21 protein-coding genes are annotated in these 18730 nt (G+C 33.5%); 10 read left to right on the top strand and 11 right to left on the bottom strand.

The genetic code is table 11. The features are described from left to right. Nucleotides 1-64: 64 nt before the first annotated feature. Together HNP90_RS02205 and HNP90_RS02200 are read left to right on the top strand one after the other, a co-directional pair. Entirely contained in the window at nt 65-847 is a 783-nt protein-coding gene (locus HNP90_RS02205) for a 50S ribosomal protein L11 methyltransferase (RefSeq protein WP_011977232.1), read from the top strand. Nucleotides 848-855: 8 nt separating this feature from the next. Next, nucleotides 856-1665, top strand: coding sequence for an ATP-grasp domain-containing protein (locus tag HNP90_RS02200; RefSeq protein WP_011977231.1), 810 nt, complete (start codon nt 856-858; stop codon nt 1663-1665). A 30-nt stretch (nt 1666-1695) separates the two neighbouring features. On the opposite strand, the gene HNP90_RS02195 is transcribed toward HNP90_RS02200, so the two are convergent. The 3 genes from HNP90_RS02195 to HNP90_RS02185 form a co-directional block, all read right to left on the bottom strand. Then, on the bottom strand, nt 1696-2361 hold the full coding sequence (locus HNP90_RS02195; protein WP_011977230.1) for a potassium channel family protein: 666 nt from the start codon (nt 2359-2361) through the stop codon (nt 1696-1698). Between the two features lie 14 nt (nt 2362-2375). Further along, entirely contained in the window at nt 2376-2930 is a 555-nt protein-coding gene (locus HNP90_RS02190; protein ID WP_011977229.1) for a DUF483 domain-containing protein, read from the bottom strand. A 76-nt stretch (nt 2931-3006) separates the two neighbouring features. Next, nucleotides 3007-3495, bottom strand: a complete 489-nt coding sequence (locus HNP90_RS02185) for a phosphatidylglycerophosphatase A (protein ID WP_011977228.1) — start codon at nt 3493-3495, stop codon at nt 3007-3009. A gap of 18 nt (nt 3496-3513) precedes the next feature. On the opposite strand from HNP90_RS02185, the gene HNP90_RS02180 reads away from it, so the two are divergent. From HNP90_RS02180 to HNP90_RS02155, 6 genes are all read left to right on the top strand, one after another. Continuing rightward, a complete protein-coding gene (locus HNP90_RS02180) occupies nt 3514-4104 on the top strand; it encodes a stage II sporulation protein M (protein ID WP_011977227.1) in 591 nt (196 codons plus the stop codon). Nucleotides 4105-4181: 77 nt separating this feature from the next. Continuing rightward, nucleotides 4182-5798 (top strand): archaeosine synthase subunit alpha, encoded by a 1617-nt coding sequence (gene arcS / locus HNP90_RS02175; protein ID WP_011977226.1) that lies wholly within the window; start codon nt 4182-4184, stop codon nt 5796-5798. A 61-nt stretch (nt 5799-5859) separates the two neighbouring features. Further along, nucleotides 5860-6399, top strand: coding sequence for a hypothetical protein (locus HNP90_RS02170; protein WP_011977225.1), 540 nt, complete (start codon nt 5860-5862; stop codon nt 6397-6399). Between the two features lie 11 nt (nt 6400-6410). Further along, the gene (gene mmp11 / locus HNP90_RS02165; RefSeq protein WP_011977224.1) at nt 6411-7316 is read left to right on the top strand and encodes a methanogenesis marker protein 11; all 906 of its coding nucleotides are present in this window, start codon (nt 6411-6413) and stop codon (nt 7314-7316) included. Nucleotides 7317-7343: 27 nt separating this feature from the next. Then, on the top strand, nt 7344-8417 hold the full coding sequence (locus tag HNP90_RS02160; RefSeq protein ID WP_011977223.1) for a tryptophan--tRNA ligase: 1074 nt from the start codon (nt 7344-7346) through the stop codon (nt 8415-8417). A gap of 39 nt (nt 8418-8456) precedes the next feature. After that, nucleotides 8457-9428, top strand: coding sequence for a cobalt-precorrin 5A hydrolase (locus tag HNP90_RS02155; protein ID WP_011977222.1), 972 nt, complete (start codon nt 8457-8459; stop codon nt 9426-9428). Here HNP90_RS02155 and HNP90_RS02150 read toward each other — a convergent pair whose 3' ends face one another. Together HNP90_RS02150 and carA are read right to left on the bottom strand one after the other, a co-directional pair. Continuing rightward, the gene (locus HNP90_RS02150; RefSeq protein ID WP_011977221.1) at nt 9429-10214 is read right to left on the bottom strand and encodes a 7-cyano-7-deazaguanine synthase; all 786 of its coding nucleotides are present in this window, start codon (nt 10212-10214) and stop codon (nt 9429-9431) included. Nucleotides 10215-10300: 86 nt separating this feature from the next. After that, nucleotides 10301-11401 (bottom strand): glutamine-hydrolyzing carbamoyl-phosphate synthase small subunit, encoded by a 1101-nt coding sequence (gene carA / locus HNP90_RS02145; RefSeq protein WP_011977220.1) that lies wholly within the window; start codon nt 11399-11401, stop codon nt 10301-10303. Nucleotides 11402-11545: 144 nt separating this feature from the next. Here carA and serA point away from each other — a divergent pair, with 144 nt between their 5' ends. Continuing rightward, on the top strand, nt 11546-13117 hold the full coding sequence (gene serA / locus HNP90_RS02140; RefSeq protein WP_011977219.1) for a phosphoglycerate dehydrogenase: 1572 nt from the start codon (nt 11546-11548) through the stop codon (nt 13115-13117). A gap of 27 nt (nt 13118-13144) precedes the next feature. Then, entirely contained in the window at nt 13145-13558 is a 414-nt protein-coding gene (locus HNP90_RS02135; protein ID WP_011977218.1) for an EamA family transporter, read from the top strand. A 22-nt stretch (nt 13559-13580) separates the two neighbouring features. Here HNP90_RS02135 and HNP90_RS02130 read toward each other — a convergent pair whose 3' ends face one another. From HNP90_RS02130 to HNP90_RS02105, 6 genes are all read right to left on the bottom strand, one after another. Continuing rightward, complete coding sequence (locus HNP90_RS02130; RefSeq protein WP_011977217.1) at nt 13581-13823, bottom strand: hypothetical protein; 243 nt, start codon at nt 13821-13823, stop codon at nt 13581-13583. 102 nt (nt 13824-13925) lie between these two features. Further along, nucleotides 13926-14774 carry an agmatinase gene (gene speB / locus HNP90_RS02125; RefSeq protein WP_011977216.1) on the bottom strand — a complete coding sequence of 283 codons (849 nt, stop codon included), beginning with the start codon at nt 14772-14774 and terminating at the stop codon, nt 13926-13928. 40 nt (nt 14775-14814) lie between these two features. Then, nucleotides 14815-15657 carry a polyamine aminopropyltransferase gene (speE, locus tag HNP90_RS02120; protein ID WP_011977215.1) on the bottom strand — a complete coding sequence of 281 codons (843 nt, stop codon included), beginning with the start codon at nt 15655-15657 and terminating at the stop codon, nt 14815-14817. Further along, a complete protein-coding gene (speD, locus tag HNP90_RS02115) occupies nt 15654-16022 on the bottom strand; it encodes an adenosylmethionine decarboxylase (protein WP_011977214.1) in 369 nt (122 codons plus the stop codon). The genes speE and speD overlap by 4 nt, the downstream gene beginning before the upstream one ends. A 127-nt stretch (nt 16023-16149) precedes the next feature. After that, entirely contained in the window at nt 16150-16644 is a 495-nt protein-coding gene (locus HNP90_RS02110; protein WP_011977213.1) for a pyruvoyl-dependent arginine decarboxylase, read from the bottom strand. 181 nt (nt 16645-16825) lie between these two features. Next, nucleotides 16826-18727: an IGHMBP2 family helicase gene (locus HNP90_RS02105; protein ID WP_011977212.1), complete on the bottom strand. Its 1902-nt coding sequence runs from the start codon at nt 18725-18727 to the stop codon at nt 16826-16828. Between the last annotated feature and the right edge of the window lie 3 nt (nt 18728-18730).

Genomic DNA, 18730 nt, shown 5'->3' with positions numbered 1-18730 from the left:
ATTGGTATGTTTAATATATCACCAAAGATATTCATTTTTAAACTAAAATTCTCTGGTGGTCTTGGTGGAATTAAAATTGTCTGTACCTCAGTGGCACTACAGTATGCTTTTAGATGATGAAAGAGTTTCAGTATTTAAGGAAGCAGTTGAAGAATCCGTAAAATCTGGTAATATCGTATTTGATCTTGGAACTGGAAGTGGAATTCTTGCAATGATTGCAGCAAAAAATGCAAAACACGTTTATGCAGTTGAATTAGATCCTATAACAACTGACTATACTAAAGAAAATATAAAAGAAAACGATTTTAAAAATATTACTGTTATCGAAGATGACGCGGCTTATTATCCCTTTTCAGAAAAAGCAGACATCGTAATTGCAGAACTTCTCGATACTGGATTGATTACCGAACCACAGGTTCCGGTTTTAAATTCAATAATCAAAAAAGGGCTTTTAAAAGAAGGGGGAATAATAATCCCAGAAGAAGTTTATAACTCTGCACAGATTGTTAAATCAAAAATGGACCACATTTATTACGATGAAGAAGTAACGTCAGAAGAGGTTTCAAACGAAATTATTTATGATACTATTAATTTTTACAAGGTAAATGATGAAGATGTCGAATATTTACTTAACTTTGATTTAAAAGAAGACGTAAAAAATCCGGCAGTAAGGTTGAACACTTATACAAAATTAAAAGAGGATCTTATTTCTGGTTCAAGCCCCATGTTAAATCCACCGCTTGTGATTCCAATAACTGGAGAATTAAAGGCAGGAACTGTTAAAATAAAATTATCCTATGTAATGGGCGGAGATTTGGAGTCTATAAACGTTCAAATTATAAAATAGGGATTTTTATGAAGATCGGAATATTGGCGCACAAAAAAACGCCTGAAAATTTAATGATTTACGAAGAACTTAATAAAAAATGTAGCGTTGAATTTATCGACCCGTTAGAAGTTTTTATGAGATTCGAAAACTATGAATTTGATTTAATTTTATCAAGGGTTGAACGGGATTTTTTAAAAGAAGGAATTTATGCATTAAATGATATTCCAAAAGATATTCCAGTTATAAATTCCGCCGAAACCATTCAAACATGTCAGAATAAATATTTTACATACTTAAAATTAAAAAAAGTATCTCCAAAATCATTTTTAACATATTCCGGGGATATGTCTGGAATTATTGAAAAAATAAATGCTAATTTTGGATTTCCCTGTGTCATAAAGCCAATATATGGCGGATATGGGGACGGGGTTTTGAAGGTAGATTCAGAGTCTGGATTTGCTGAGGTATTTAATAAAAAAGATGAAAGAAGTGAACTTTTTGTTCAGGAATATATTCCATACATTCATGACATTCGGGTTTTCGTGTTGAATAATGAAATCATCGGATCGATGGAAAGAATTCCAAAAAACAGCTGGAAAGCGAATTATTCTCTTGGTGCAGAAATAAAAGAATTTAATCTATCAAGTGAAGCAAAAGATATGGTTTTAGATTCTGTAAAAAAACTGGGTGCAGATATCGTTGGAATCGATGTTTTAATCTCAAAAGATAATACTTATATTTTGGAAGCAAATATCACGCCGCAGTTTAGGGGAATGATGAATTTTGTAAATGTTCCAGAAAAAATTGCAGATTACTGTTTAAAGTACTTAAAATAAATTTTAAAAAGATTATTTTTAATTTTTAAATCATTCCTTGTTTTCACTTGAAAAGACTTTTCTAACTTCTTCCAATGAATCTGTTTTAACCAAAATTAAGATTCTATCGTATGCTTTTAATTCAGTACTTCCATCCGGAATTTTTAGCTCGTTTCCTTCGTAGATCGCAATTATGACGTAGTCCTTTGCCCCACCAAGTTCCCTGATTTTTTTATCTGCAACTTTTGATGTTGGAGGAATTATGAGTTCTAATATTTCTGCATCCCCCCTTCCAACGATTGCAAGGTCTACAACACCAGGTCTATCGATTAATTTTTCTATGTAGTTTGCTGCAACAAGCTCGGGGCTTATTACAACACCAATTCCAAGACTTTCGAACACGCTTTTGTAATCCGGTTCACTAACTCTTGCGATAGTTTTTGGAACATTGAATTTTTTTGCAATCAATCCACTGATCAGGTTTATTTCTTGATTTCCAGTAACTGCAATAAATATTTCTGCATCTTCAATGCCTGCATTTTCAAGCGATTTTGTTTTTGTACAGTCCCCATTAATTACGAGGGCATCGATTTCGCCTGCAACTTCTTCACATGTTTTTTTGTTCTGATCGAGCAACACCAAATCGTGTCCCTTACCTGAAAGCGATTTTGCAAGTGAAATTCCAACTCTACCCATTCCTGCAATGATAATATACATAAATTTACCCTTTTTTATTTTTTTACAATTATTTTTTCAAAATATTCATCATAAGCCCCATGATAGTGAGGTAATTCCCTAAAAAGTTCTTCTTCTAACTTTAAAAGTTTATCGTAAGTTTTTTTATCTATTTTACCAATTAATTTATTATTTACGGCTTCTTTACAATTGATACTGCACGGAATAAATCCGGATGGAAGTATAATTGCGTATATATCTTCATCAAAATCCATACTCTCAATTTCTTTCAAATGTTCTGAATCGATCCCATATCGTGCAGTTTCGGAAAAAGATTTTACACAGCATTCTGGGTAATCTAAAAGTTCACCAAGCTCTAAGTCATCAAGCCTTCTATATATTCCAAGTTCTGATGAGACAAATGGATCTATCGCAGGTCTTATTTCTATTCCGTATTTTTTTACAATTTCAATCTGTGTTTCCAGTCTTTTCAGAATATATTCAAACATATCTTCAGGCATCGATTGAATATGCTTTGAAAGCACCAGAAATTTACTAGAGTTATTATCTCTTAATTCGACTATTTTTTTATAAAGTCTTTCAATTTCCATAGATTTCCCGTTCTTTGAGATTATTTTGTTTTATATTATATCGAATATATTAAAAAAAGATATTGTTTTGAAAATTCTATTCAAAAACTTTAGACATGCATCCACTTACAAATCCTGCAACAGCATCATCTAAAAACATGTATCCTTCTTTATCAAGTTTTCCAATAATTCCTGGTTTTTTTGCATCGTACCATTTGAAATTGAATGTGGCTTTGGTTCCTGCAATTTCATTTGCAATTGCCATTCCAATAACTTCATCTGCGTAGATGTAAGTCGGATCACTATCGTAATCGAAGGGAAGGCCCCCATTTCTTCCCCGTTCATCCATAACGATTGCAGATATCAAAAGAGTCGATACATTTGGATTTTTAATCTGTTTTTCCATAATTTCTAGGAATTTTGTTTCTATTTCTTTTTTTTCGGATTCATCGCAGATACACATGTACATTCCGCATTTTAGCATATTGTCAAAATTAACGCCCAAATTAGACAAAAGTTTGACAACATCACTTTCCAACATGTTTTTATCCGATGAATTGCATTTATTTTTTAAAGATTCAGTCACAATATCACGCTTGGTACCATGAGTAAGGAAGTTTACGAAATTTTAGAGATTTTTGATGCATTGAAAAGGCATAAGAATACAATTTACTTAGTTTTGGCCATATTTTTAGCAACATTTGTACTTTCTTATATTTTTATTTTTTATGACATGTTTCAGTTCCGTTATTTTGGAGATTTGATGTATGAAACATTTAAAATAAAAGTTCAGAGCTTTTCAATAGAAAATAAGGGCCCATTTGAAATAATTGCGATAATTTTAGCAAATAACCTATTTGTCGCAGCTTTTACATATATCATTATGTTTTTTGCACTTATAAATATCGCCGTAAATTCATATCTTTTGGCTTATGTTTTTTATTTAACAAATCCATTAGAATTTATACTTTTAATCGGACCTCATGGTATTTTCGAAATTCCAGCACTTATTTTGGCAGCAACTTCGGGTTTAGTCCTTTCGATGAGTTTAATAAAGAAATTTAGGAAAGAAAAACATTATAAAGATTATTTTATGGATTCTTTGCGGATTTTTTTAGTTTCTATAGTATTATTTGTGATTGCAGCATTTGTTGAGGTGCTTGTAACCTACCAAATAGCCCTTAGGATAGTTTAATAATATATGAGATATATTTTAATTTTAAAAGTTTAATCAGATTTTTGAAATTTCGATTCTTATTTAAAGGTGTTTAGATGTTAGAGCCGATATTATACGATATAGGAAGAATTTGCAAGGAGAAACACGAATTAACTTCTTCCACGACCACTCCAAAAATAATTGAGTTTGATATAGACGTTCCATTCCTAAAAACTCTAAAAATTCCTTTTGATGCACCAAGGGAAGTTGCAGAAGAGTTCGTAAAATTAAATAAATCAGAATATGTAAGAAAAAGTGAAATAGCTTACCAGATAATAAATACTGGAAAATATTCTGATTTAATCGATATTGAAGAAAATATGGATATTTACGTAATTTCTGACCTTCGAAAGATGGTAAAAAGAAGGGAAATGATCGAAATCATTCCAAACGTAAGGGAAAAAATTTCTCCAAATTCTGGGATATACGTTCCAGGTGCAATGCCATCAGAAATTCCATTGCTAGTTTATATGGGTGCAGACTATTTTGATTATTCATCTGCAAGCTACTATGCAGCGCAGGGCTACAAATTTAGTAAAAATAGACTCATAAAATCAGAAGAAGATTTTGAATCTTTAAAGACGTTCAACGAATCGATAATTGATCAGGTTTTAGATGAAGTAAAATTCTGCATCGAGACAGGTTCTTTAAGAAATCTCGTAGAGGAAACTACGATTTCAAATCCGTATTTAAGGTCAAATTACAGGCGATTCAAACCTGAACTTACAAATATTCCAATTTCAAAGCCAAAAAAAATAATCGTAACGATTGATGAGACAAAAATTCCAGAAGTTAAAAAGTATATTGAAAGGGCAAAAAATTACGAACCCTATACAAATGTAATCATACTTCTTCCATGTTCCTCAAAAAAACCATATTCATATTCTAAAAGCCACCAGTTCTTCATAAATGCAATTAATTCCGTAAAAATGCCAGTGGAAGAATTGATTTTAACTTCACCTTACGGAGTAGTTCCAAGAGCTCTTGAAAGGCTTGTGGATTATGATATTCCTGTAACTGGAGAATGGAGTTATGATGAGATAGAGTTTATAAACAAATATCTAAAAAATTACATCGAAATCGCAAAATCTAAATTTGAAGAAGTAAAGATAATAGCACATCTACCAGAACACTATCTTGAAATTTTGGATATCGATGAAGATTACATAATTTCTTCAGATGGGGATCCAACGTCTGACAATTCGTTAAAAAATCTCAAAAATATCTTAAAAGAATTAGATCAAACCGCCGATACAAAATCAAAACGTGCACAGAGACTTCATAATTATCAGGAACTTGCAAAATTCCAACTCGGAAAGAACTTTTTACCTGAAGATGTAATGATAAAAGGAAGACACGTTAAATTCTTCATAAAAGATGGAAAAAATACGGTTCAATTAGCTTCAATTAATGATAACGGCCTTTTTGTTTTAACTTCTCAGGGTGGAGAACTTCTTGGTAAAACAAACTGGGTAGAAGTTGATTTTAACGTTAAAAAAGGTTCATTATTCGCTCCAGGATTTAAAGATGCTGATGAATCCGTTTCTGTAAATGACGAAGTAGTTATCGTAAAAAATAATGAAGTTCTGGGTGTTGGAAGGGCATTAATGAGCGGAAAAGAAATGAAAAAAGCAACGCATGGTGTTTTGGTAAATATAAGGCATGTTAAATAATAATTGCTGAAATATTTAAAATTAAACAATTCAACTAATTCTAATATTCGACCGTGAAATTATGGCAGAATACAACAAAAAGCTGAAAAAACTCGCAGAACTCATACTTTTAAAAGACCCGCAATTTGAAGAAAGTTCAAAATTAAAGGATGTTTTTAAAAGTTATGTGGGCATGTATAACGAAATATGCATTTTAGAGGATACGTTAAAGGATCTGGATCGCGATCTTGTAAATGTGCGAGAAATACAGTTTTTAGACAATGAACTTAGGGCATATACTCATAAATTAAACGATCTTGAAACCCATCTTAGAAAATTGCATGCACATAAAAGAATTTCAAACTACGACGAGTTAACCGGTTGCCTTCACAAGTTGAAAAATTTAAATATTTCGGTTGATAATTCACTAAAATGGGATATATATAATAGAATGGTTGGATTGGATAGGAAATTACGAAATATTGAAAGAGACCTCGAATTCATAATTTTAAACTATGCTCTTTCGAGAACAGACATTGATAAAAAAATATCTAACTATGAAAAAGATTTATTTGATTTAATTTACGAAGAGATTATGAATTACCTCGAGATCGGGGCTTAATTGGTGAGAAAATGGCTGATTATGTATCTTATAAGAAAATTGTGGCAATGGTTGACGAAGAACTTGGACTTACGGAGCTTATTGAAGAACATCCATGTCCGAACGGTTCAGAATGGCTGATGTACCAGTATCAAAGAACATCTCCAGTAATTGTTTCATCATGGAGAAGTGGAAATAAACACCATTTTATTTTAAAGAATGGAAAAAACGAGCTTAATTTAGTTCCTTCAATTAGTGCAGCAGGAATTGAAGAAGTTTATTTAAAAGATGGGAATGTCCATATTGTTTATACGGGCCTTGCAGGTGCAGGGGTTGGAATTGAACTTAGAAAAAATGCTAAAAATGTGATCAGTGCTGAATTGATCGAAAAAGGTGGGGGATCAAAACTTGGAAGGGGAATGATCCAGACTCCAAAAATGGAAAAAATAACCGTTGGAATAGACGATACCGATACAAAAGAAGAAGGTGCAACTTGGGTTTTAGCAAATGAGGTTGGAAATTTAATTGAAGAATCCAAAATGGGTTTTTACATCGACCACACGATAACCCAGTTATTCCCTGGAAATCCAAATAAAACACAAAATTGTGTGTCAATTGCGCTTACTTTTGCAGTTTACCCAGAATACAAGTATAAAATCGGAAAAGAAATTGAAAAACTTTTAAAAGAAAAAACACTTTCCGAAAAAACTGCAATTGCAATTTACAGGGGACTTACTCCTTCACAAAGCATGAAACTCTACACCATGAAAGCTAAACGGGAAATGGTGCCTATAAACGAGGCTAAAATGGTTGCAATGAGAAACAACATTGAAATTATAGAAGTTACTGGTAACGGCGGTATAATTGGTGCTGTAGCAGCATTAGGACTTGCAGAATGTCATAAAACTGCTGCAAAATTGCCGGAAAACTATGAATAAGTTATTTGATTTAATTAAGGTGAAATATTGATTACTCCTTGGGATGTTTCAGACGATTTGGACTATAAAAAAACAATGGAGCAATTTGGTGTAAATCCAATTTCAGAAATTGTAAACACGTTAAAAGAACCGCACAGCTTCATGAAAAGAGGGATTGTGTTTGGGCACAGGGATTTTCAAAAAATTGCAGATGCAATGAACAACGGAAAAGACTTTACCGTAGTTTCAGGCATGATGCCCTCTGGAAAAATGCATTTTGGACATAAAATGGTTGTTGACCAGCTTTTATACTACCAAAAATATGGCGCAGATATATACATTCCAATTGCTGATTTAGAGGCTTACTGGGCAAGAGGAATGGATTTTGAAACCACTAAAAAGCTTGCAATTGAAGAATACATAACAAATTACATCGCTTTAGGACTCGATCCCGAAATCAATGTTTATTTGCAATCAAAAAATGAAACAGTAAAAGACCTTGCAATGCGACTTTCTAAACGGGTGAATTTCACTGAAATGAGGGGAATTTACGGATTTGGTGGAGAAACAAACATCGGGCACGTTTTTGCACCAATTGTTCAGGTTGCAGATATACTCCATCCTCAGCTTGAAAAAAAGGTTCCCGTTGTAGTTCCAGTTGGAATTGACCAGGATCCGCATATAAGGCTTACAAGAGATATTGCGGGAAGATACAAAGATTTTAAATTTATTGCGCCATCTTCAACTTATCACAGATTTATAACTGGTCTTTTAGGCGGAAAAATGAGTTCATCAAAGCCTGAAACTGCAATATATCTTTCAGATGAACCTACAAAATCATTTAAGAAAAAAGTCATGTCATGCAAAACTGGTGGACGGGAGACTCTCGAAGAGCAGAAAAAACTTGGTGGAGTTCCTGAAGAGTGTGTTGTATATGAATTATACACTTACCACTTAATAGAAGATGATAAAGAACTTAAAAAATTATATGAACAATGTAAAAGCGGGGAATTAACCTGTGGAACCTGTAAAAAAGAATGCTACCAAAAATTAGTTGAGTTCATGACTGATTTACATGAAAAAAGAGAGCAGGCAAAAGAAGTTGCTGCAAAACTTCTTTAAAATTAATTATTTTTTGAAATTTCATCTTTTGGGGTTATGATGATAAAAATTGTTTACATTACAGAAAATGCCAAAAAACTGGCAAACGATGTAAAATCGGTTTTTGATTACTATTTTTATGATAACGAAGTTTTTAATATAAAAGATTTTGAAATAACTGGAAACGAAACCGGGTTTATCTTTATAATGGCTTCAGGAATTGTTTTGAGAAAATACATTACAGAAATTCAAAATGATAAATTAAAAGACCCTTTTGTAATTTTGATGGACGAATCAAAAAAATACGTAGTACCGCTTCTCTCAAACCACATAGGTGGTGGAAACTATTTTTCAGATTTAATCGGAAATTCTTTGAATTTGAATGTTGTTAAAACAACTGCAACAGACGTTAACGGAAAAATTGGGATTGATGAACTATCAAAAATTTATTTTTTAGAAAATCCATTGAAAAAAGATATACTTTTGATAAATAAAAAAGTTTTATCTGAAAAACCCGATTTAATTATTCCGAAATCCTGGAAAGCTTCTAAAAAGTTATTAAATTCTTACAATGTTTCTTTTCACAACGAAAATTATGTTTCAGTTGATGATATACTTTTAGAACCAAAAACTGTAAGTCTGGGATTAGGTTCGAGAAAAAATATTGAAACGAATAAAGTGTATTGGGCAGTTAAAAAAGCGCTTTATTTAAGGGACATTCCTACATGGAGAATCGATTCCTTTTCAACGGTATCCATTAAAAAAGATGAATCTGGAATTTTGAAAACTGCTGAAAGATTTGGTAAAAGTCTGTTTATATTTGAAATCGATGAAATAAATGAAATTTATTCAAAAATGTCTTTAAATCGTTCTGATTTTGTGTTTAAAACGATTGGAACTTACGGAGTTTGTGAACCCTGCGCAATTCTTGGAATTTTAAAACTTACTGGAGAAACCAATTTTGAAATGAAAAATATTGTTTTAAATAAAATGAAAAAAGACGGAGTTTCTGTTTCAATTGCAGTAAAGTAGTTACATTTTAACAACATCGAGTATATTTTTCAAACCCTCTTCTGGAGTTATTACTTGGGCCCTAACTTCTCTTAAAATTCTTTGAATTGTAAATTTCTGCATACTTTTATGTTTATGCGCTTTTTTAATCAGCTGACAGCCGTAAGACTGGTTTATATTAATGTTAAACTCTTTTAAAATAGTTCTGCTTTCATCCTTTGCCAGTGATAAAAATGATAGAATATTTAGACGAATAATTTTATTATCGAGTTTTTTAATTGATAAATAACCAATTGAAAGCATATCTCCATATATTATATAGCTTATATCATTTTTTTCAGCGTAATTTAAAATTTCAGATTCAACTGTGCTGTGGCATCTCCCGCAGGGGTGGTATTTTCCAGATTTTGTATCTTCAAAAATAGAATCCAAGTTCACATCGATAAATTCGTGTGAAACATCTAACACGCTTGCAAGTTTCGATACATTCTTTTCAGTTTCCGCATCCATTATATATTTAGAACGCACTGTAACTGCACAAATTTCAAAAATTTGATTTGCAATAATTATTGATGTAGTACTATCTACGCCCCCACTAAATGCAACCACTGCTTTTTCTTTTTCCAGATTTGGATCTGTTTTATGGCTTGTTAGATATGCTAAAAATTCATCAAAATCCTTGTTTCTAACTTTGTGAAGTTCCAGTAATTTTTCATAAATTTCTTTTGAAATTTCATTTTTTTGATAGGTTAAATCAAGGGCTTTTTTTGAAGATTCAAGAGCAGTGGTTTTAATTTGTGGATCCATAGTTTTTCCTTTGATTTTAACGTAAAAAATAAAATTATATTCAAAAGTTATATTAAATTTTTAAAAAAGTAATAGTTTTGAAAAAGTTAGTATGCTTTTTCTGCTTTAAACTTAATTCCAAGTTCAACCATTTCATCAAAGAGGAATCTAGCATCATGTGGACCAGGACCTGCTTCTGGGTGGTACTGAACACTCCACACTGTATTTTTGATGTCTTCTGATTCAATTTTTCTTATTCCTTCAACTGTATCATCGTTTAAATTCATGTGCATCAGTTCTGAACCTGCTGGAACTATTTTATCATCAGTAGCAAATCCGTGGTTTTGGGATGTGATGTACACTTTTCCAGACTCAATATCTTTTACAGGCTGGTTTCCGCCCCTGTGGCCGAATTTTAACTTGTAGGTTTTTCCTCCAAGTGCTATTGTAATTAGCTGGTGGCCAAGGCAAATTCCTGTAACTGGGAGTGTTCCAATTAAATTTTTAACGGTATCTACCGTTTCAAGCATGTTTTCAGGGTCTCCAGGGCCGTTTGAAACAAGTACAAAGTCTGGGTTGTATGATAAAATTTCTTCTTTTTTAGAGTTGTATGGAACTTTTATAACACTGCATCCCCTTTCAACGAGGCAGTTTACAATGCTCTGTTTTACTCCGCAATCGATAAGGACGCAACTTGTTTTTTCATTTTCTGCGTTGTATGTAACTGTTTCTTTAGTGGACACTTCAGGAACAAGGTCGATTTCTGAAATATCTGGGTATTCTACTACTTTTTTAATTAATTCTGTTTCTTCATCTTTAGTTATCGGGTTGGTGGACGTTTTTAAGAGGGATCTAATAACTCCTTTTGATCTTATTTTTCTTGTAATATATCTCGTGTCTACGCCTGAAATTCCCGGAATATTGTATTCTTTTAAAAATTCGTCGAGTTCTAATCCAGTCATATCTTTTACAACGAATCCTTCTGCTTTAATTCCGTCACTTTCAAACCATTCCTTTTCAACACCGTAATTTCCTTCCAAAGGATAAGTCATTGTAATAATCTGGCCCTTGTATGAGGGGTCAGTTAATATCTCAACATATCCTGTCATGGAAGTGTTAAATACGAGTTCACCGAGCACTTCGGCTTCTGCACCAAATCCATCCCCTCTGATGATGGTGCCGTCTTCCAAAACTAAAATTCCGTACATCAATTCCACCGTAATTTTTCTATAAGTTTGTTATCATGATATTTATCTGTTAGGTTAGTTTGAGTAATTATTTAAATTATTAACCATAACTATTTTGTGTTAAATTGAGATGTGTAGTAATTGTGTATTCATTTAGGTGATTAAATGTCAAAAGTACTTATAACAGACCCGCTTCACGAGAGTGCCGTTGAGATTTTAAAACAGGCAGGCGAGGTCGAAGTAGCAACCGGGTTAACAGTTGAAGAGATAAAATTAAAAATTAAAGATGCAGATGCTCTGGTAGTTAGAAGTGGAACAACCGTTACAAGAGAAATTATCGAAGCATCAGAAAATTTAAAAGTCATTGCAAGAGCTGGGGTTGGTGTAGATAACGTTGATTTGGATGCTGCAACTGAAAAAGGAGTAGTTGTGGTAAACGCACCAGATGCATCATCAATATCAGTTGCAGAGCTTTTATTTGGTATGATGCTTTCAGCAGCAAGAAACATCCCTCAGGCTACTGCATCAATTAAAAAAGGCGAATGGGACAGGAAATCATTTAAAGGTATGGAAATTTACGGAAAAACGCTTGGTATTGTTGGACTTGGAAGAATTGGACAGCAAGTTGCAAAAAGAGCTCAAGCATTTGGAATGACAATTGTTGCATATGACCCATATATTCCAGAAGATGTTGCATCAGAACTTGGAATAAAATTGTTAACTGTAGATGAACTCTGTGCAGCAAGTGATTTTATAACACTTCACGTTCCATTAACTCCGAAAACAAAACACATGATTGGAAAAGATCAGATTGCACTCATGAAAAGCAACATGGTTATTATGAACTGTGCAAGAGGCGGTTTAATTGACGAAGCTGCACTCTATGATGCACTTAGCAGTGGAAAAATTAAAGCAGCGGGATTGGATGTATTTGAGCAGGAACCTCCAAAAGACAGTCCTCTTTTAACACTCAATAATTTAATTGGAACTCCTCACCAGGGAGCTTCAACAGAAGAAGCACAGTTAAGCGCAGGGACAATTGTTGCAGAGCAAACTGTTAAAATTTTAAAAGGCGAATCTGCTGAAAACGTTGTAAACCTTCCAATGGTTCCAACCGAAAAAATGAAAAAATTAAAACCTTACATGATTTTAGCAGAAAAAATGGGTTCTATGGCAATACAATACCTTGACAATTCAATAGAACTTTTGGAAATCACCTACATGGGCGGACTTGCAAATGAAAAGACCGAAATAATTAAAAGGTCATTTTTAAAAGGCATATTAGCACCAATATTACTTGCAGGTGTTAATTTAGTAAACGCTCCAGTAATTGCGAAAAGCAGAAACATCAAAATTGCAGAAGGCACAATGTCTGAAAGCGATTATGGGAATTCAATAAAGATTGTTGCTAAAGGATTAAATGATGAAATTTCGATAATTGGAAGCATCGAACACAATGAAATTGTTTTCAGGGAAATCAACGGATACAGAATGGATATAAAACCTGAAGGAACAATCTGTATAATAAAACACATCGACAGACCGGGAATGGTTGGAAAAGTTGGAGTACTCCTTGGTGAACACGGAATAAACATTGCAGGAATGCAAGTTGGAAGAAGAGAGCCTGGAGGACACAGTATTATGTTCTTGGATGTTGACCACATGATTTCAGATGATGTAATGGAAGAAATCCAGAAAATAGAAAATGTACGGGCTGTAAAATCAATAAACATTTAATTTTTCAATTTTTTTTGAGGGGCGGGTATGGACGGCGTACTTATTGGACTGATCGCTGCAGTATTATATGGCGTGGGTACTTTTTTTGCAAAAATTGTTTCAAATGAGGATCCGTATCTTCAGTGGATCATTGTAAATATCGTTGGAATTTTTTTATGTGTTATATTATTTGGTGGAAAGTGCCGGAATCTACTCGATTATCCAAATAAAGTTTTAATTTACGGAGTAATTGCCGCAGTTTTGGTAATACTTGGAACACTTGCACTTTATTATGGACTTAACAAGGGAAAAGCAAGTTTTGTGGTACCATTATCATCTATCGGGCCTGCAATAACCACGATTTTAGCAGTAATTTTTTTAAAAGAGCAGTTAACATACCCGCAAATAGCCGGGATTGTAATGATTTTAAGTGGAGTAATTGTACTCTCAATTAACAGTTAAAATAGAATAAAAATAAGTTAAATTAAATTCCGAGGTATTTCTTAGCGCCTTGGGATCCTATCTGTAATTTTATAGCGTTTAATACTTCTTTTACGTCTTCAACGTTTTCAGCATCGTTTAAAGCTTTTCTAAATGTTTCCTTTTTGTCGTCCACAACGAGACCTATTAAATATTCGACAGTTGTTACAAGTTCAATGTACCTAGTGTCTTGGGAGATTTGTGATTCTATTTCCTCAATAGTTTTCATTACATTATCAGATACCAAAATATCACCACGATTCTTACTTTTTACAGATATGTTTATTTTTATATTTAAATTTTAACATTTGATTTTGAATTAACGCGTATTTTTGCGAATATTGACGTATTATTTGCTTATGGTGAGTATCAATTCACGAATGATTTTTGCTGCCGTAACAGATGTAATCTTGCCAATGTCGTAATGAGGTGAAACTTCAACCACGTCAAAACCAACAATTTTTTCCTTAATTTCTTCCAAAAGATAAAGTGAGTTTATAAGTTCTTTTGGAGTAAACCCGCAAGGTTCTGGAGTCCCAGTTCCTGGTACAAATGCAGGATCGAGTACATCAATGTCGATTGTTACGTAAACTGGTTTTTCAAGTTCTTTAATCGTTTTGATATCGTCTTTTGTAGGCATTTCCATTGAAATATTGGTATTTTCCCATCCAAATTCCCATTCGTCATGGTCGCCACTTCTAATTCCAAATTGGAAGATATCTTTTGTTAAATCGTAAGTTCTTCGTATTACACTTGCATGGGACTGCTCATTTCCCATGTATTCGTCCCTTAAATCGCAGTGAGCATCAAAGTGAATTACTGCAAAGTCATCATAAACCGATTTCACAGCTTTTACAACTGGGTAAGTTACAGAGTGTTCCCCGCCAATCATTACAGGGATTTTTTTAGCTTCTAAAATTTCTTTTGAAGCGTTGTATGCCCTATTTATAATTTCAGACTGGTTTCCTTCCATTAAAAGATTATACTTGTCGCAAATTTTTACATCAATTAAATCTCTCTTTAAAATCGGGCTAAACGTTTCAAGGCCCCAAGAAGCGTTTCTAACTTCATCAGGCCCAAATCGTGCTCCTGGTTTGTATGATGTTGTAGCATCAAATGGGATTCCAAAAATAACAAAATCAGCATCGTTAAAATTATCATAAGCGGCAATAAACTTGGAGTAATCTTCAAAATACATATGATATCACCAAAGAAATAAACAATAAAAAAGGTAGGAATTAATCTTTTAAGTATCTGGGTGTAGCTAAAAATACTCCTTTGTGGACTTCGTGGTCGTAGTATTTTGTAGCCATGTCTTTTAATTTGTTTTCAATTTCCAAAACATCTGAAGTTAAGGGATCGTTTTTCTTTGAAGCCAATGTAAAGCTCCAGAATCCGCTTGGGTATGTTGGAATACTGCAAACAAGTGGGCGAATCGTTGAAAAGCCAGCATCTTTTAAGTGTCCTTTGATTTTATTTATCAATTTTTCGTGTAAAAGCGGGCTTTCAGTTTGTTGAACCATGATTCCGTCTTCATTTAAACATTTGAAGAGGTTGTTGTAGAACTCTTTTTCGAATAATCCTGCTGCAGGGCCAACCGGGTCTGGGCAGTCTACGAGGATTACGTCGTATTTTTCAGTAGTTTCTGCAACGTATTTTATACCGTCCGTGATGATCGTGTTTACTTTTTCGTTGTCTATTTCGCAGCTTAAAGTTGGAAGGAACTTTTTAGCAACTTCTACAACCTGTCCATCGAGTTCGACGAAGTCTATTTTTTCAACGCTTTTATGTTTTAAAACTTCCCTAACAGTTCCGCCATCTCCACCGCCGATAACAAGAACTTTTTTAGGGTTTCCGTGAGTAAATAGTGCAGGATGTGAAATCAATTCGTGGTATATGAATTCATCTCTTTCACTGGTCTGGTACGTGTTTTCTAAAATCAGGACTCTTCCAAATTCGTAAGTGTCAAGAACCTGAATTTCCTGATATTCGGACTGTCCAACGTAGAGGATATCTTTTAATTTGGTCGAAAGGCTTAAATTTTCAGTCTGTGGTTCTGTGTACCATGCATCAAATTTCATTCTTTCACCTCATCAACTTCAATGATTCCTCTTTTTATATCCATAACATCTATTTTTTCAGGTTTTAAGAATTTCTGAATTTCTGGAATTGTATCGTGTGGAGCAACGTGTTCTCCGCAGGTAAATACATCCATTGCAGCGTATCCAAGTTCAGGCCACGTGTGAATACTTATGTGGCTTTCAGATAATACTGCAACCCCGGTTACCCCCTGGGGTGAGAATTTGTGTGTTTTTACACAGATTAATGTAGCTCCGCATGCTTTTACTGCGTCAACAAGCATTTTTTCTATGCCCGGCTGGTCATCCAGGGCTTGATTCTCGCATCCCCAAAGTTCGAGGATGATGTGTTTTCCTAACTGTTTCAACGATCTCGCCTCTTTTCACGTTTTTTTTGTAGTTTATGTTTTTTTGGACAGTTTTGTTTAAAATCATGGTTTCAATATCCCACATATGTGAAATTTTATGATAGTTTCTGTTTACAAGTATATTATTTTATTTGTACCAGAGAGCTGCAGCTGCAAATGCACATCCGATGTTTTCAACGGTGTGTTCTGAAGCGATTGAAATGATTTCGTCGATTTCCCAGCCTCTCATTTCGAAACCTTCTTTAGCCATGTTTCTAACTGTGTCTTCACACTCTTTCTTACCGCCGATGCATTCGTATTCCATGATAAGACCACATAATTCTTTATCTTTTGGAACTGCAACGCTGATACCTGCTGCAACGGTTTCGCCTTTTACTTCGCTTATTTGGTAACCGTATGCGGTAGGAACAAGTGAACCTTGCGGGATTTTTGGGAGTGGAATAATTGCTGCTTTTGGTGGCATGATACTGCTGATTCTGATCAAGTTTAAGTTTCCGATACCGGATTCTAACAGTGACATGTCGAAAGCATTAAGTGGGTTGTTTGCATCTCCAGTTCCAGCTACAAGGGAAATTGTATTTGGAGCTTCAAATGGGGAATGTATTGCGCTTGTTTTCATCATAAGGATAGACACCTCTCGTATTTTTTAAATTTTTAAGTTTTAAATAGCTATACAAAATAGAAAATAATAATTAGCAAACTAAATAAAATATTATCATATATAAATCATTCGGTCGCAAAAACAAAAGGAATAAAGCGGTATTCTTTAATTATTTCGAGAAATATTCAATCTTTTCTTTTGATTATCGGTTATCATTGAAACAATTTAAAAATTTTGAGTATGCATCGTCCTTTATCAACAAATTTTTGGAGCCGACAACTATCAACTTTCGTCTCGCCCTCGTAACTGCAACGTTTAATCTTCTTAGGTCTTTTAAGAATCCCATTTTATCAGTTCTGACAAAAGATATTACTATGACTTCATTTTCTCGGCCCTGAAACCCGTCAACGGATTTAACTTCTATTTCATCAGTGTTTAACTTGTTAGAGATATATTTTACCTGCGCATCATACGGGGTTATTACACTTACGGGGATTTCATATTTTCGAAGTTTTGAAACTATTTCGTCTACTTTTTCAGCTTCTTCAACGTTATATGATGATTTAAACGAGTCCTGTTTTTCCTGACCGTTCACATTTATAAACTGAAGCGGTTTTTTGTTTACAATATCTTTATCTTCTTTTGAGACGTTTTCTACAATATCGAGCAGATTGTGCGATTTTACAGATTCGTGTGCGATAAGTTTATTTTCGTAGAACATTTCATTTGAAAATTCCATAATTTTTTCATTCATTCTGTATTGGACCTGAAGGATCTTTGAAAAATCGGGATTTTCACTGATCAACCTTTCGAAGAGTGTTTTTTTAAGTTCCAATTCTTCACTTAGGACTGTTGGTGGAAGTTGCTTGTGATCTCCTGCAATAATCAATTTTCTAGAAAGTACAATTGGAATTAATGAGGAAGGTTCCATTGACTGACTTCCTTCATCGATTACACAAACATCAAATTTGTAATCTTCTAAAATCTCGCTTCCAGCCATGGAATTTGTGGCAACAACAACATCACTTGTGGATATGATATCGTCAATTAGCTTTTTTTCAAATTTTTGGATATTTTCTTTTAATTTAACAATATTTTCACTGCAAATTACCCAATCAGCCATTTTTTTAATGGTTTCCTTTGGAACGCCCCGTATATCCTTATTTAATTTTGAAAAAATAATTATATCATCATCAGTCATCCCCCTTCTCCATTTTGGATCAGGTCTTTTGAAACTTTTTCTCACTTCGTAATTTTTCTGAAGATCCATTTTCATCTTTTTTAAGGTATTGTAGTTAGGATGTTCTGTAATTTTATTTTGGAGAGAATATTTCATCAATTTTTTAGAAATTCTTGAAGGGTGTCCGATTCTAACGATTTTGAAAGATTCATACTTTGAAATGTTTGACAAAATGTTGTCAACTGCAATGTTTGAATCTGCCGTTGCAATCACTTTATTTTTCCTTAAAGCTTCCTGTAAAATTACTTCAGAAATAGTTCTTGTTTTTCCAGTTCCAGGGGGCCCATGTATTAAATATAAATCTCTTGCAGCAAGAGCTTCTAAAACCGCTTCTTTTTGATATTCGTTTAAACTATGGTCTAAAAATCGAATTTCTGTTTTTTTAGATTGTTTTGGACCATCTACTCCCAAAATAATATCAATAAGTCGATTATCCGTACTATTGAATTTATCAAGTGCATTTAGCATTCTTTTAAATGTAACATCATTTACGTAAAGATCGATCCTTATATCGTTTAAAGCCCATTTTGGAACATTTTCCATTGAAACGTCCACGTGATTTGATCCAATTTCAATTACAGTTCCTAAAAGGTCACTTTGGAGTGGATTTCCCCTGCTCACTAAAACAACATCTCCAACGGAAATATCTGTTTTCTTAAATTTTTCACGTCTTCCATATCTTACAATATATTCTCCAAAAAATTCTCGAAGAACTTTTCCGTTTAAGTTTAAAATGGCTCTTCCAACATTTTCACGTTTTATTCCTAATTTTTTAATTTCTGCCTTGTGAAAATTTATTTCGTGGTCTCGCTCTTTTCTAACGAGTCCCTTAAATTTATTGACGTAAATTTGCTTCAAAGTCATCAT

Source organism: Methanococcus maripaludis (assembly GCF_013760955.1).
GTDB classification, from domain to species: Archaea; AGJL01; Methanococci; order Methanococcales; family Methanococcaceae; genus Methanococcus; species Methanococcus maripaludis_A.
The sequence above is the reverse complement of the archived record's forward strand: the minus strand, read 5'-3'. Positions and strand labels throughout refer to the sequence as shown.

Bases quoted from the DNA above. Each gene is read 5' to 3' on its own strand.
- HNP90_RS02155 (WP_011977222.1), top strand. From the start codon at position 8,457: ATGATAAAAATTGTTTACATTACAGAAAATGCCAAAAAACTGGCAAAC.
- HNP90_RS02200 (WP_011977231.1), top strand. From the start codon at position 856: ATGAAGATCGGAATATTGGCGCACAAAAAAACGCCTGAAAATTTAATG.
- mmp11 (WP_011977224.1), top strand. From the start codon at position 6,411: ATGGCTGATTATGTATCTTATAAGAAAATTGTGGCAATGGTTGACGAA.
- speE (WP_011977215.1), bottom strand. From the start codon at position 15,657: ATGAAATTTGATGCATGGTACACAGAACCACAGACTGAAAATTTAAGC.
- arcS (WP_011977226.1), top strand. From the start codon at position 4,182: ATGTTAGAGCCGATATTATACGATATAGGAAGAATTTGCAAGGAGAAA.
- HNP90_RS02110 (WP_011977213.1), bottom strand. From the start codon at position 16,644: ATGATGAAAACAAGCGCAATACATTCCCCATTTGAAGCTCCAAATACA.
- serA (WP_011977219.1), top strand. From the start codon at position 11,546: ATGTCAAAAGTACTTATAACAGACCCGCTTCACGAGAGTGCCGTTGAG.
- speB (WP_011977216.1), bottom strand. From the start codon at position 14,774: ATGTATTTTGAAGATTACTCCAAGTTTATTGCCGCTTATGATAATTTT.
- carA (WP_011977220.1), bottom strand. From the start codon at position 11,401: ATGTACGGAATTTTAGTTTTGGAAGACGGCACCATCATCAGAGGGGAT.
- HNP90_RS02180 (WP_011977227.1), top strand. From the start codon at position 3,514: ATGAGTAAGGAAGTTTACGAAATTTTAGAGATTTTTGATGCATTGAAA.
- HNP90_RS02150 (WP_011977221.1), bottom strand. From the start codon at position 10,214: ATGGATCCACAAATTAAAACCACTGCTCTTGAATCTTCAAAAAAAGCC.
- HNP90_RS02195 (WP_011977230.1), bottom strand. From the start codon at position 2,361: ATGTATATTATCATTGCAGGAATGGGTAGAGTTGGAATTTCACTTGCA.
- HNP90_RS02105 (WP_011977212.1), bottom strand. From the start codon at position 18,727: ATGACTTTGAAGCAAATTTACGTCAATAAATTTAAGGGACTCGTTAGA.
- HNP90_RS02135 (WP_011977218.1), top strand. From the start codon at position 13,145: ATGGACGGCGTACTTATTGGACTGATCGCTGCAGTATTATATGGCGTG.
- HNP90_RS02170 (WP_011977225.1), top strand. From the start codon at position 5,860: ATGGCAGAATACAACAAAAAGCTGAAAAAACTCGCAGAACTCATACTT.
- HNP90_RS02190 (WP_011977229.1), bottom strand. From the start codon at position 2,930: ATGGAAATTGAAAGACTTTATAAAAAAATAGTCGAATTAAGAGATAAT.